Annotated in this window: 12 protein-coding genes; 7 read left to right on the top strand and 5 right to left on the bottom strand. The window is 41.6% G+C overall.

Translation table 11 applies throughout. The annotated features are described in order from the left end of the window. The first annotated feature begins 48 nt into the window (after window positions 1-48). From F968_RS05800 to abeS, 4 genes are all read left to right on the top strand, one after another. A complete protein-coding gene (locus F968_RS05800; protein WP_081399484.1) occupies window positions 49-1515 on the top strand; it encodes an aminotransferase-like domain-containing protein in 1467 nt (488 codons plus the stop codon). A 56-nt stretch (window positions 1516-1571) separates the two neighbouring features. After that, window positions 1572-2942 carry a prephenate-dependent tRNA uridine(34) hydroxylase TrhP gene (gene yegQ / locus F968_RS05795; RefSeq protein ID WP_004791196.1) on the top strand — a complete coding sequence of 457 codons (1371 nt, stop codon included), beginning with the start codon at window positions 1572-1574 and terminating at the stop codon, window positions 2940-2942. Window positions 2943-2944: 2 nt separating this feature from the next. Continuing rightward, on the top strand, window positions 2945-3196 hold the full coding sequence (locus tag F968_RS05790) for a YfhL family 4Fe-4S dicluster ferredoxin (RefSeq protein WP_004791193.1): 252 nt from the start codon (window positions 2945-2947) through the stop codon (window positions 3194-3196). A gap of 248 nt (window positions 3197-3444) precedes the next feature. After that, window positions 3445-3774: a multidrug efflux SMR transporter AbeS gene (gene abeS, locus F968_RS05785; protein ID WP_004791191.1), complete on the top strand. Its 330-nt coding sequence runs from the start codon at window positions 3445-3447 to the stop codon at window positions 3772-3774. 75 nt (window positions 3775-3849) lie between these two features. Here the strand turns inward: abeS and F968_RS05780 are convergent, their stop codons facing one another. The 5 genes from F968_RS05780 to F968_RS05760 all read right to left on the bottom strand — a co-directional run bounded on the left by F968_RS05780 (window position 3850) and on the right by F968_RS05760 (window position 8116). Further along, a complete protein-coding gene (locus tag F968_RS05780) occupies window positions 3850-4626 on the bottom strand; it encodes an ABC transporter ATP-binding protein (protein ID WP_004791189.1) in 777 nt (258 codons plus the stop codon). 9 nt (window positions 4627-4635) lie between these two features. Next, window positions 4636-5349, bottom strand: a complete 714-nt coding sequence (locus F968_RS05775; protein WP_004791187.1) for an ABC transporter permease — start codon at window positions 5347-5349, stop codon at window positions 4636-4638. After that, window positions 5346-6035, bottom strand: coding sequence for an ABC transporter permease (locus tag F968_RS05770; RefSeq protein WP_004791186.1), 690 nt, complete (start codon window positions 6033-6035; stop codon window positions 5346-5348). Before F968_RS05770 ends, F968_RS05775 begins: the two co-directional genes overlap by 4 nt. 91 nt (window positions 6036-6126) lie before the next feature. After that, the gene (locus tag F968_RS05765; protein ID WP_004791183.1) at window positions 6127-6912 is read right to left on the bottom strand and encodes an ABC transporter substrate-binding protein; all 786 of its coding nucleotides are present in this window, start codon (window positions 6910-6912) and stop codon (window positions 6127-6129) included. A 175-nt stretch (window positions 6913-7087) separates the two neighbouring features. Then, window positions 7088-8116 (bottom strand): LysR family transcriptional regulator, encoded by a 1029-nt coding sequence (locus F968_RS05760; protein ID WP_004791182.1) that lies wholly within the window; start codon window positions 8114-8116, stop codon window positions 7088-7090. 200 nt (window positions 8117-8316) lie between these two features. On the opposite strand from F968_RS05760, the gene adeF reads away from it, so the two are divergent. The 3 genes from adeF to F968_RS05745 are packed head-to-tail and all read left to right on the top strand — an operon-like array spanning window position 8317 to window position 14211. Next, on the top strand, window positions 8317-9537 hold the full coding sequence (gene adeF, locus F968_RS05755) for a multidrug efflux RND transporter periplasmic adaptor subunit AdeF (RefSeq protein WP_004791180.1): 1221 nt from the start codon (window positions 8317-8319) through the stop codon (window positions 9535-9537). 6 nt (window positions 9538-9543) lie between these two features. After that, complete coding sequence (gene adeG, locus F968_RS05750; protein ID WP_004791178.1) at window positions 9544-12723, top strand: multidrug efflux RND transporter permease subunit AdeG; 3180 nt, start codon at window positions 9544-9546, stop codon at window positions 12721-12723. 12 nt (window positions 12724-12735) lie between these two features. Further along, window positions 12736-14211: an efflux transporter outer membrane subunit gene (locus F968_RS05745; RefSeq protein ID WP_004791175.1), complete on the top strand. Its 1476-nt coding sequence runs from the start codon at window positions 12736-12738 to the stop codon at window positions 14209-14211. Window positions 14212-14236: the final 25 nt, after the last annotated feature.

The following is a 14236-nucleotide window of genomic DNA, read 5'->3' as shown; positions in this document are numbered from 1 at the left end:
AATAAAAGATCACTATAAAGTGTGTCCATTGCTTTGGCTTTTTAATGAATTGACATGTACAAATATAAAAAAGTGAGTGATGACCTAACCCTTCAAATTCAGAATGGCAGGCAGCCTATTGGTTCACGCTTACCATCAATTCGCGACTGCGCAAATCATTATCAGGTCAGCATTAACACCGTAAAAGAAGCTTATCGTCAGCTTGAAGACCAAGGTTTAATTTCAGTTCGTCCACAGTCTGGTTACTATGTTTGCCATGCACCTTCAAACTTACTAGAACTCGAAGAACGTTATGTCAGTGAAGAAAAAGTATCTCTTTCAGGAATTAGCTGTTTTCTCGCACAAATTGTTAAAAAGCAGATGGATCCCGACTATGTTAATTTGGCCTTAGCTTGCCCTACAGGAGAAAACTTCTATCCAATTGAACGCTTAAAACGCTTAACTGCTCAAGTTTTACGAACACAGCCAGACATTTTTAAAAACTATACTTTACCGCCCGGCTCTATACGTTTACGCACTCAAATTGCGAGGCGAAGTTTACAACTTGGTATGTTTCTTTCAGCAGATGATATTGTACTCACTCATGGCACGATGGAGGCTTTAAGTCTCGCGATTATGACAACCACTCAAGCGGGTGACAGCATTGCACTTGAGATCCCTACTTTTCATAACCTATACCCACTCCTTCATAATTTAGGCCGAAAAATTGTAGAAGTGCCGACCTCGCCGCATACAGGTATGTGCCTAGATGCTCTTGAAGAACTGTTAAAATCTAAAAGTGTACAAGCCATTTTAACCATTCCAACAGGACACAATCCTCTCGGTTTTAGCATGCTTGAAAGTAACCGTCGTCGCTTGGCAGAGTTAGCTAATCAGTTTCAAATTCCCGTCATTGAAGATGCGATGTATGCCGAATTACAACTCACTGAACCACTCTTACCCAACATTAAGGCGTTTGACCAGAACGGATGGGTACTCGTATGTGGTAGCTATACCAAGACTGTGGCACCCGACTATCGAATTGGTTGGCTAGAAGCTGGGCGCTTTCGTAATATTGTGCAGCAAATTAAATTAACAACGACAGTTGCCGAGCCAGCTTTACTTACAGAAACTTTAGGACTTTTCTTAGAAAATGGCGGTTATGACCTACACTTAAGGCATCTTAAAAAACGCTATCAACAACAAATTGACACCATCAAATCTTATATATGTCGTTATTTTCCACTCGGTACTCGAGTCAGTCGTCCGCAAGCGGGATTTATTTTATGGTTAGAGCTGCCTGAATCGATAGATACATTAGAACTTTTTCACCAAGCAATGGACGAAAAAATTTTATGTATGCCGGGAATTCTATGTTCGGCTGATAAACGTTTTAGTCATTGTTTACGTATAGCTGCGTGTTTCGAGCTAAATCCTAAAATGTTAAATGCTTTGATGCGCTTAGGAGAGTTAGCAAAAAATATGCTGCCCATACAAAAAGATATAGGTCAAATCCCTACTAATTCAGTAGGTTGAATCAAAAATGCAGAGTTAATAAAATAAAACCATATATTTTTTATGCCTTTTATTTTATGAAAACCGAACTCCTCTCTCCCGCTGGTTCACTTAAAAACATGCGCTATGCATTTGCTTACGGCGCAGATGCCGTATATGCAGGCCAACCACGTTACAGTTTACGTGTGCGTAATAATGCTTTTGATCATGACAACTTAAAAATTGGGATTGATGAAGCGCATGCTTTAGGTAAAAAGTTTTATGTTGTGGTGAATATCCAACCACATAACAGTAAATTAAAAAACTTTATTCGTGATCTTGAACCGATTGTGGCTATGCAGCCAGATGCGCTCATTATGTCTGACCCAGGCTTAATTATGATGGTGCGTGAGCATTTCCCAGAAGTACAAATTCATCTATCTGTTCAAGCCAACGCCATTAACTGGGCCACTGTTAAATTTTGGAAAAATTACGGTTTAAGCCGTGTGATTTTATCTCGTGAGTTGTCATTAGAAGAAATAGAAGAAATCCAGCAACACGTGCCAGATATTGAACTCGAAGTTTTTGTACATGGCGCACTATGCATGGCCTATTCAGGCCGTTGCCTACTTTCAGGATATATGAATAAACGTGATGCCAACCAAGGCGCTTGTACCAATGCCTGCCGTTGGGACTATAAATTACATGAGGCCCAAGAAGATGCAAACGGCGATGTTATTCCAGTCACTCAGCTCAATAAACCTGAAAAATCTTGCTGCTCATCAGCACAATCAGAGACAACTTCAGCTCAAACTTTGCTTGTACAACGCAATGATGAAGAAATGTTTGCTGCCGAAGAAGATGAACACGGCACCTATTTTATGAACTCCAAAGATTTACGTGCTGTACAACATGTAGATCGTTTAACCCAAATGGGCATTGCCTCACTGAAAATTGAAGGCCGTACTAAATCCTATTTTTATTGTGCCCGTACTGCTCAAATTTATCGAAAAGCAATTGATGATGCATTAGCAGGTAAACCATTTGACTCAAGCTTAATGTCTCAACTCGAGGGTTTAGCAAACCGTGGTTATACCGAAGGTTTTTTAAGACGGCATGTGCATAGCGAATATCAAAACTATGCTGATGGTTCATCACATTTTGACTATCAACAATTTTGCGGCGAGGTTTTAGAACGTCATGGCGATTATATTCGCATTGAAGTTAAAAACCGTTTTGTAGTTGGCGATTCTCTTGAACTCATGACACCTCAAGGCAACATCACCTTTACCTTAACTGAGATGCGTGATTTAAAAGGTAACCCAATTACAGATGCTAAAGGTTCAGGGCATTTTGTTGACATTCCACTCTCACAAGATGTTGACATTAGTTATGCCCTACTCGTACGTAATTTGCCGCATGCTAAGGAAAATATTACCGCATCAACTTTAGCTTATTCAGCGAGTTAAACATGGCACTTTTGATTACAAGTGACTGCATTAACTGTGATATGTGCTTACCTGAATGCCCCAATACTGCTATTTTTGAAGGGAGCAAAGTTTATGAAATTGATCCACTTCGTTGTACCGAGTGTGTAGGCTTTTACGATGCGCCAACGTGTAAGGCAGTCTGTCCAATCGATTGCATAAAACCAGACCCTGCGCATGTTGAAAATAAAGAGCAACTGCTAGAGAAATTTAAGGGCCTAAATTTACTCAGCTAATTTAGCTTTTTAAAAAGTCTATGGAGGATCAGACTAAAGTTGCTGTTCCTCTTAAATGACTATGCAGCTCAATGATTAAATAAATGAATAAATAGCTGAGACCACTTTGCTAGTGATAAAATCAATTTATCAGTTCAGTTTGATTTAATGGACATTTTGTACCAAAAAAATTAAACAATCGTTAAAACTGCCAAACCATTTCAACATTTCATGTAGATTGATTAAAACTCATTCTGGCGCAGCTCCCCATGTCTTATCTTTATTTAGCAATTGCGATTGCTTGTGAAGTCATTGCAACTTCAGCTTTAAAAGCATCTCAAGGTTTTACTGTTCCCATTCCATCCATCATTACAGTTGTGGGCTATGCAATTGCTTTTTATTTACTGTCCCTGACATTAAAAACGATTCCAATCGGAATTGCATACGCCATTTGGTCGGGCGCGGGTATTATTTTAATTTCTGCAATTGGCTGGATATTTTACAAACAGCATTTAGACTTGGCGGCCTGTATTGGTCTTACTTTAATGATTGCAGGTATCGTAATCATTAATGTGTTTTCTAAAAATACTCATCTATAAAATATAATTAAAAAAGTAACCGAGTAAGATGCAAATCCTTTTTTAAAAAATTTCACCTTACTCGGTATGAGCAGCTTATTTCAAACTGCCCGTCAAAAATTGTTTTAAACGCTCACTTTTCGGATTGTTGAGTACTTCATCAGGATGGCCCTGCTCCTCAATTTTCCCTTGATGCAAGAAAATCACTTGATTAGACACATGACGTGCAAAGCCCATTTCATGTGTCACCACAATCATGGTACGGCCTTCTTCAGCTAAACTCTGCATAACCTTGAGTACTTCACCCACCAGCTCCGGATCAAGTGCACTGGTTGGCTCATCAAATAGCATCACTTCCGGTTCCATTGCCAAAGCACGAGCAATCGCTACACGTTGCTGCTGGCCACCAGATAAAAATGCTGGATATTTATTCTCAACGCTTTCAGGCAATCCAACTTTGCGTAGATATTTCCGCGCACGCTCTTCGGCTTCAGCACGCTTCACACCAAGCACATGAATTGGCCCTTCAATGACATTTTCAAGCACTGTCATGTGTGACCATAAATTAAAGTGCTGAAACACCATCATCAGTTGAGTACGCATTTTTTGTAGTTGCTTTGGATCAACCACTTTTAAATTGCCTTTTTTATCAAAGACTGTGCGTAATTTTTCACCATTGAGTTTAATGGTGCCATTGCTCGGTTGTTCTAAAAAGTTGATACAACGCAGCAAGGTGCTTTTACCTGAACCGGATGAACCAATAATACTAATTACATCGCCAGCATTTGCATCAAGTGATATTCCTTTCAGTACTTCATGATCACCAAATGTTTTGTGTAAATCACGAATCACTAGTTTTGCAACGTGTTCCATTTATGTCTCCTAATGATTCGATGGCTTTAAAAATGCCAACCAACGTTTTTCCAACTTTCGAAATATCCAAATCAAAATGAATGCCAACATCGCATATAACACCGCGGCAATTCCAAAAGCATTGAAGGTGTCATAGGTTGCCGCATTTACATCACGCGCAATTTTCAAAATATCTGGAACAGTGGCTGTAAATGCAATGGTTGTCGCGTGCAACATCAAAATGACTTCGTTACCGTAAAATGGCAAAGCACGACGTAACATCGACGGAATGATAATACGTGTGTAGAGTTTCCATTTTGACATTCCAAAAGCTTGGGCAGCTTCAATCTCGCCATGTGGAATAGAGCGAATCGCTCCAGCGAAGATTTCAATCGTATATGCACCAGTATTGAGCGCGAACGCCAAAATGGTGCAATTTATGCCCTCTCGAAAAAATGCATCGAGTGTTTGATGTTCATGGATGTAATCAAAGCTGTAAATACCTGAGTAAATAATCAACAATTGGATGTATAGGGGCGTGCCACGAAAAACGTAGGTAAACAACCAAACTGGACCACGCAACCAAAGATTTTCTGATACTCGTGCAAGTGATAAAGGCACAGCAAGCACAAAGCCAATACCAATAGAAAGTACCAATAACCAAGCAGTCATTGCGACACCAGTCATTTGTAGGCCATCGGTCCAAAGGTATGCCTGCCAATATTGTTGAAGGATTTCAATCATAATTGTCCCTTCCTCACACCAGCAGAATAACGACGTTCAAGCCACATTAAAATGAGGTTCGACACGGTGGTAATTGCCAAATAAATCGCAGCAGCCACGATGCTGAAAAAGAACAATTGCATGGTACTTCTACCCGCATCTTGCGTAATTTTTACAATATCAGTCAGGCCAATAATGGAAACAAGTGCGGTTGCCTTAATCAAAACTTGCCAATTATTACCAATACCCGGCAGTGCAAAACGCATCATTTGAGGGAATAAAACACGTCGAAAAACCTGCCAAGGGGTCATACCATAGGCCATTGCTGCTTCAATTTGACCCGTTGGAACCGATTGAAATGCACCACGAAAGGTCTCTGTAAAATATGCACCATAAATGAACGCTAAAGTAATAACACCAGCCACGAATGGGTTGATATCAATCTGGTCCATTTGTAATGCTTCAGTGATTTGGTTTAAGCCTAACTGCAAACTATAAAATAACAGCAGCATAATCACCAAATCAGGCACACTACGAATGAGCGTGGTATAAGCAGTCGCAATATAACGTAAAGCTTTAATATTAGAGTGTTTTGAACTCGCACCAATTAAGCCAATAATGACAGAAAGCAAAAGTGACAACAGCGCAAGCTGTATGGTCATCCATGTTCCGCTGAGAAGGAGTGGCCCATAGCCAGATAAAAACATGACTCATCTTCTCCTTAAAAACAATATCTAATATTGATGAGATGAGAATAGATCTAAAAATGTCGGCACTCAGCCGACATTTTTCACATCATTAGTAAATGTTAAAGGAGAAATATTTTTTCTCGAGTTTCTTGTATGTGCCATCCGCAATGATTGCTGCAAGAGCTTTATCAATATTCGCTTTCAAATCTGCATCTTCTTTGCGTAAACCAATCGCTGCGCCTACACCCAGTGTTTTTGCATCAACCACATTGCTACCGACAAAAGTAAAGTTCTTGCCTTTTGGTTGTTTTAAGAAAGCACCATCAACCATGATTGCATCTTGTAAAGTTGCATCCAAGCGACCAGACATCATGTCTTGGTAAATCAAGTCTTGAGTTGGATAAGGAACAATGCTCACACCTTTTGGTGCCCAATAAGCTTTAGCGTAAGTTTCTTGAATTGTGCCCTGTTGTACCCCTACACGCTTACCTTTCAATGATGCAGCTGTTGGTAATAACGGTGAGCCTTTTTTTGCAACCATACGTGTTGGCGTATTGTAGATTTTGCTACTAAATAAAATTTGTTTCGCACGTTCATCAGTCACCGTCATTGATGAAAGAATACCGTCAAATTTTTTCGCTTTAAGTGCTGGAATCATCCCATCAAAAGAGTTTTCAACCCAAACACATTTGGCTTTGAGTTTTGCACAAATGGCATTACCCAAATCAACGTCAAAACCAGTTAACTTGCCATCTGGTGTTTTATATTCAAACGGCGCATAAGAGGACTCAGTCCCAAAACGAATCACCTTCCAATCCTTTGCTTGTACATTCGTTGCAACAGCAGCCAAAACTAAGGTTGTTGAAACGAACATTTTTTTCATAAAGCTTGCCATCTTGAAGCTTCTCCTTAAAATCCAAATAAGGTGATAAAAATTTGAGTATTTCTAAATTACTCTTCTGCCGAAATAATTGCAATTTCTATACCAGTAAATTAAGGATTTATGAAGATGACTAAACAGTGGATTGTATTAACTGATTAAATGTTGAAAAATCACTCAAAATATGAAGCTAATTTTTGAGTGTATAAGCCTCTGCCATATTTTCATTTTCGACCAATGTCCGAATCGTATATTCATGGTTATGTTCTTTGGCACTGGCAAATTCACATTTCTGATCCCATAACATTGAGCAACCACTCAACAATGGACAACCTGCAAATAATTCAGCGACCCAATCAACAAACACGCGAACTTTAGGCGATAAATGACGATTTTGCAGATATACGACTGATATTGGCATAGGTGCTGGCAACCATTCAGTGAGTACTTCCTTGAGTGTGCCATCTTCCAGATGTTTAGCTACCATATAATATGGACATTGAATTAAGCCAAACCCCTGTACAGCCAAATCAACATATGAGTCGCCATCGTTGACAGAAACGCGACCTTTCACACCAACGCTATGAATTTCACCATCTACCATAAAATCCCAGTCAATATTGCGTCCGGTACGACTGTTAAAGTAATGCACAACCTGATGTTTTTTTAAGTCATCAATAATTTTGGGTTCGCCATGTTCCGCCAAGTAACGCGGTGCAGCAACCGTCACACACTGAATTGTTCCAATACGACGTGCAACCAAACTTGAATCTTTCAACTGACCAATACGAATGACACAGTCCACCGCATCTTGTACCAAATCGACCGGACGATCACTCATTCCAATCACCAAATCAATATCTGGATAACGTGTATGGAAGTCACAGAGCATTGGAATTAAGATCATGCGTCCAATCGAAGCTTTAACATCAATACGCAGTCGGCCTCTCGGTCCACGTTCCGAATCATGAAAATTTGATTCTACGTCTTCGACATCGGCTAAAATTCGCGAAGAACGTTCATAATAAACCGCCCCATCTGGTGTCAAACTGAGTTTACGAGTGGTTCGGTTCAATAAGCGAACTTGTAAATGTTTTTCTAAACCCTGAATGGTTGTAGTCACAGAAGCACGCGGTAGGCCTAAACTGTCAGCCGCTAAACTGAAACTATTTGTTTCGACAACTTTATTAAATACTCTCATCGCATGAAATAGATCCACACGCACACTCCTATCAATTCATGCATTTTTCATTCAAACACATCAATTGTTATAAAAATACGAATAGTGTTATCAAATTTAATATATTTATTCGTGATTGACAAACTTTTATGCTCCGTCCATCCCATAAACCCTGTTTCTCCCATACGGACCATAATTAAAAGTCTGAAAACAGGTATCCAGATGATTAGGAGCACCTCATGTCATTTTCACGCAAACAGTTCGCACTGTCTGCCATCTTTGTTGCCATTTTAGCAACAGGAGGCAGTTTTATATTTTTACATGAAAATGCCGATGCAAAAGCTGCACCGACAACAGCCCAACAAGCTGCTACTGTTGATATTTCTAATGTCATTAGCAAAACCATTACCGATTGGCAAGAATATTCCGGTCGCTTAGAAGCCATTGATCAAGTCGATATTCGGCCTCAGGTTTCAGGTAAACTCATCGCCGTACATTTCAAAGATGGCAGTCTGGTTAGAAAAGGCGAGTTACTTTTTACCATTGACCCACGTCCTTTCGAAGCAGAACTCAATCGTGCTCAAGCACAACTTGCTTCCGCTGAAGCACAAGTGACTTATACGGGTTCAAATCTTTCTCGTATTCAACGATTAATTCAAAGTAATGCTGTCTCGCGCCAAGAGCTGGATTTAGCAGAAAATGATGCACGCTCAGCCAATGCCAACTTGCAAGCAGCTAGAGCAGCCGTTCAATCTGCACGTTTGAATCTTGAGTACACGCGCATTACTGCACCAGTCAGTGGTCGAATTTCTCGTGCCGAAGTGACTGTGGGCAACGTGGTCTCTGCTGGTAATGGAGCACAGGTTTTAACAAGTTTAGTCTCTGTATCTCGCCTTTATGCATCTTTCGATGTTGATGAACAAACTTACCTCAAATACATCAGTAATCAGCGTAATTCTGCACAAGTTCCTGTCTATATGGGGCTTGCCAATGAAACTGGGTTTTCTCGTGAAGGAGTCATCAACTCAATCGACAATAATCTAGATACGACCTCAGGTACGATTCGCGTTCGCGCGACTTTCGACAATCCAAACGGAGTTTTATTACCGGGTTTATATGCTCGAATTCGTTTAGGTGGTGGTCAACCTCGTTCAGCAATTTTGATTAGTCCAACCGCGGTCGGCGTCGATCAAGATAAACGTTTTGTTGTGGTAGTCGACGCTAAAAATCAGACCGCTTACCGTGAAGTAAAACTTGGCACACAACAAGATGGCTTGCAAATCGTAAATAGCGGATTACAAGCGGGTGACCGTATTGTGGTAAATGGTTTACAGCGGATTCGTCCGGGTGACCCTGTTACCCCGCATCTTGTTCCAATGCCAAATGCACAAATCACTGCGAGCAGCACCACTCCTCAACCTCAGCCAATAGAAAAAACATCAACTCCGGCAAAAGGTTAATCTCATATGAATATTTCTAAATTCTTTATTGATCGGCCGATCTTTGCTGGTGTGTTATCAGTATTGATTTTACTCGCTGGTCTGCTTTCGGTATTTAAATTACCGATTTCAGAATATCCGGAAGTTGTTCCACCATCTGTGGTGGTACGTGCTCAATATCCGGGGGCAAATCCAAAAGTGATTGCTGAAACTGTTGCTTCTCCGCTTGAAGAATCCATCAATGGCGTTGAAGACATGCTGTATATGCAATCTCAGGCAAACAGTGACGGTAACTTAACCATTACAGTGAACTTTAAGCTCGGTATTGACCCAGATAAAGCTCAGCAATTGGTTCAGAACCGTGTATCTCAGGCCATGCCTCGCTTACCTGAAGACGTACAGCGTTTAGGTGTCACCACTTTAAAAAGCTCACCTACTTTAACCATGGTTGTGCATCTGACTTCGCCAGATAATCGCTATGACATGACCTACTTGCGTAACTACGCGGTGCTCAACGTAAAAGACCGTTTGGCGCGCTTACAAGGTGTTGGTGAAGTCGGTTTATTTGGTTCAGGTGACTATGCGATGCGTGTGTGGCTCGACCCACAAAAGGTAGCGCAACGTAATCTCACAGCAACTGAAATTGTGAGTGCAATCCGCGAACAAAACATTCAAGTTGCAGCAGGTACCATTGGCGCATCGCCAACTAATTCTCCTGTACAACTTTCGGTGAACGCTCAAGGTCGTTTAACGACTGAGCAAGAATTTGCAGATATCATTTTAAAAACTGCACCAGATGGCGCGGTCACTCGCTTAGGTGATGTTGCTCGTGTTGAACTTGCAGCTTCACAATATGGTTTGCGTTCATTGCTTGATAATAAACAAGCAGTCGCGATTCCAATTTTCCAAGCACCTGGTGCCAATGCATTGCAAGTTTCCGATCAAGTGCGCGACACGATGAAGGAGCTTTCAAAAGATTTCCCATCTTCAATTAAATACGACATTGTGTACGACCCGACTCAGTTCGTACGTGCCAGTATTAAAGCGGTCGTTCATACCTTACTTGAAGCAATTGCACTGGTTGTTGTTGTTGTAATTTTATTCTTGCAAACATGGCGAGCTTCCATTATTCCATTGCTTGCCGTACCGGTTTCAATTATTGGTACGTTCGCACTCATGCTCGCTTTTGGTTACTCAATCAATGCGCTATCACTATTCGGGATGGTACTTGCCATCGGGATTGTGGTCGATGACGCGATTGTCGTCGTCGAAAATGTCGAGAGGAATATTGAAGCAGGCTTAAGCCCAAGAGATGCAACTTATCGCGCAATGAGAGAAGTGAGTGGGCCGATTATTGCCATTGCTTTAACGCTGGTTGCCGTGTTCGTTCCACTTGCCTTTATGACAGGCTTAACAGGGCAATTTTATAAACAATTTGCCATGACTATTGCCATTTCAACTGTTATTTCAGCATTTAACTCCCTTACTCTATCTCCTGCTTTAGCAGCCATGCTACTGAAAGGACATGACGCTAAACCTGATGCATTAACACGCCTTATGAACCGTGTATTTGGACGTTTCTTTACGCTGTTTAACCGTGTGTTTACACGTGCGTCAGACAACTATGGTAAAGGCGTAAGTCGTGTTATCTCCCATAAAGCATCGGCAATGGGTGTATATGCTGTACTTTTAGGTTTAACTGTTGGTATTTCTTATATTGTTCCGGGTGGCTTTGTTCCCGCTCAAGACAAACAATATTTGATTAGCTTTGCTCAATTACCAAATGGCGCGTCTTTAGATCGTACCGAAGCTGTCATTCGTAAAATGAGTGACACTGCTCTTAAACAGCCTGGTGTAGAAAGTGCAGTTGCCTTCCCTGGCCTATCAATTAATGGTTTTACCAACAGCTCAAGTGCCGGTATTGTCTTTGTGACCTTAAAGCCATTCGATGAACGTAAGGCTAAAGACTTATCTGCAAATGCAATTGCTGGTGCGCTCAACCAGAAATATTCAGCCATTCAAGATGCCTATATTGCGGTTTTCCCACCCCCACCAGTGATGGGCTTAGGCACCATGGGCGGCTTTAAACTCCAACTCGAAGACCGAGGTGCCTTAGGCTATTCAGCATTGAATGATGCTGCACAAAACTTTATGAAAGCAGCACAATCAGCCCCTGAACTGGGTCCAATGTTCTCAAGTTATCAAATTAACGTACCTCAACTGAACGTAGATCTGGACCGTGTAAAAGCCAAACAACAAGGTGTTGCTGTGACTGATGTTTTCAACACCATGCAGATTTATTTAGGTTCTCAGTACGTTAACGACTTTAACCGCTTTGGACGTGTTTATCAGGTTCGAGCACAGGCAGATGCCCCTTTCCGTGCTAATCCTGAAGATATTTTGCAGCTTAAAACCCGTAACAGTGCCGGACAAATGGTTCCGTTATCTTCACTAGTGAATGTGACTCAAACTTATGGTCCAGAAATGGTCGTTCGTTATAACGGCTATACCTCAGCGGACATTAATGGTGGCCCTGCACCGGGTTATTCATCTAGCCAAGCAGAAGCTGCGGTTGAACGTATTGCTGCTCAAACTCTACCACGTGGTATCAAGTTTGAATGGACAGATTTAACCTACCAAAAAATCTTGGCTGGTAATGCAGGGCTTTGGGTATTCCCAATTAGTGTATTACTCGTGTTCTTGGTACTGGCTGCTCAATATGAAAGTCTAACCTTGCCTTTAGCTGTAATTCTAATTGTACCAATGGGAATCTTGGCAGCTCTGACGGGTGTGTGGCTGACAGGTGGAGATAATAACATCTTTACCCAAATTGGTCTGATGGTGCTGGTCGGGCTGGCCTGTAAAAATGCCATATTAATTGTCGAATTTGCACGGGAACTCGAAATGCAAGGTGCAACTGCCTTTAAAGCGGCTGTTGAAGCCAGTCGTCTACGTTTACGTCCAATTTTAATGACTTCTATTGCATTCATTATGGGTGTAGTCCCACTTGTTACCTCAACTGGTGCTGGGTCTGAAATGCGTCATGCCATGGGTATTGCGGTGTTCTTCGGCATGATCGGTGTAACGCTGTTTGGTTTGTTCCTGACCCCAGCCTTTTATGTCCTGATTCGTACATTGAACAGCAAACATAAATTGCATTCGGCAGCAGTTCATGAAGCACCTTTATCTACCCCACATGATCATTAAGGAGGATATTTGATGGCTACAACAAAACAAAGCTTATTATTGTCCTCACTCATGGGAAGCCTGCTGCTTGCAGGCTGCTCTTTGGCTCCAGAATATCAACCTGCAAAAGTGATAGTTCCAGTCAAATTTAAAGAGTCTGACCCAAAACTTGAAGACAATAATTGGAAAATTGCCCAACCTGCCGATCAGCAGATTCGAGGTGAATGGTGGCGTGTTTTTAATGATCCTCAATTGAATGAGCTCGAACAACAAGCCATTTCTGGAAACCAGAGTCTTAAAGCGGCAGCAGCTAATATTCAAGCTTCACGTGCTTTACGTTCAGCAGCCCAAGCTGAACGTTTGCCAAGTATTGGTGCTGGCTTTGGCCCAACTCGTCAAAAACCCTCTCCTGCTTCATTAGGCTTAGATGACAACGCTCATACATCTGCACAAACCTTATGGCGTGCTCAAGCGAATGTTTCATATGAGCTCGATTTAGTTGGTCGTATCGCCAGTAGTGTCAATGCAGCAACAGCTGATGTACAGCAACAAGAAGCTTTATATCAGTCGGCTCTTTTAGCTTTGCAAGCAGATGTTGCCCAAGGTTACTTTCTCATTCGTCAGTTAGATGCTGAACAAGCAATTTATAATCGCACTATTAAACTGCTTGGTGAGACAAGAGACTTAGTTCAAACACGTTTTAGAAATGGATTAGTCAATGAATTAGATGTTTCTCGCGCACAGACTGAACTAGCTACCGCCCAAACCAATGCACTGAACATTGCTCGTAACCGGGCCAATGCAGAGCATGCACTTGCAGTATTGTTAGGCAAAACACCAGCTGAATTTAGCTTGGCAATTGAACCTTTAACTGCAAACAGCCTCCGTCTGCCAGCCGGTTTACCTTCAGCTTTACTTGAAAGACGACCTGACATTGCTGCTGCCGAGCGTGCGATGGCAGCAGATAATGCACGTATTGGAATTGCACGCGCTGCTTTCTTCCCGAAACTAGACCTGACAGGTGCACTCGGTTATGAATCATCAACTTTAGGTGATTTAGGTAAATGGTCGAGCCGTACATTCTTACTTGGTCCAGTCGCAGGCACTATTTTATCTTTGCCATTATTTGATGGCGGACAACGTAAAGCTGGAGTCGCTCAAGCACGAGCTGCCTATGAAGAAAGCGTTGCGAATTATCGCCAAACTGTATTGAATGCATTTCGCGAAGTTGAAAATGGTTTATCTGATCAAAGAATTCTCGATCAGCAAATTCAGACTCAAAGCCAAGCGCTCTCTTCTTCTCGTCATGCAAATCAGCTTTCTCATTTACGTTATCGAGAAGGTGCAATTAGCTATCTTGATGTGATTGACTCGGATCGGACTATTTTGCAACAAGAGCAACTTTCTGCACAGCTTAACGGCACTAGAATGATGGCTAGTGTAAATTTAATCCGCGCATTAGGTGGTGGCTGGCATAATGCCGAGTCATCGGTAAAATCGGAAAGTTAATTCTTCCCTAATTAACTTGATGTAA

It is taken from the genome of Acinetobacter sp. NIPH 817, assembly GCF_000368405.1.
Taxonomy (GTDB): Bacteria; Pseudomonadota; Gammaproteobacteria; order Pseudomonadales; family Moraxellaceae; genus Acinetobacter.
Note: the sequence above shows the minus strand (reverse complement) of the source record. Positions and strands in the feature narration are given on the sequence as shown.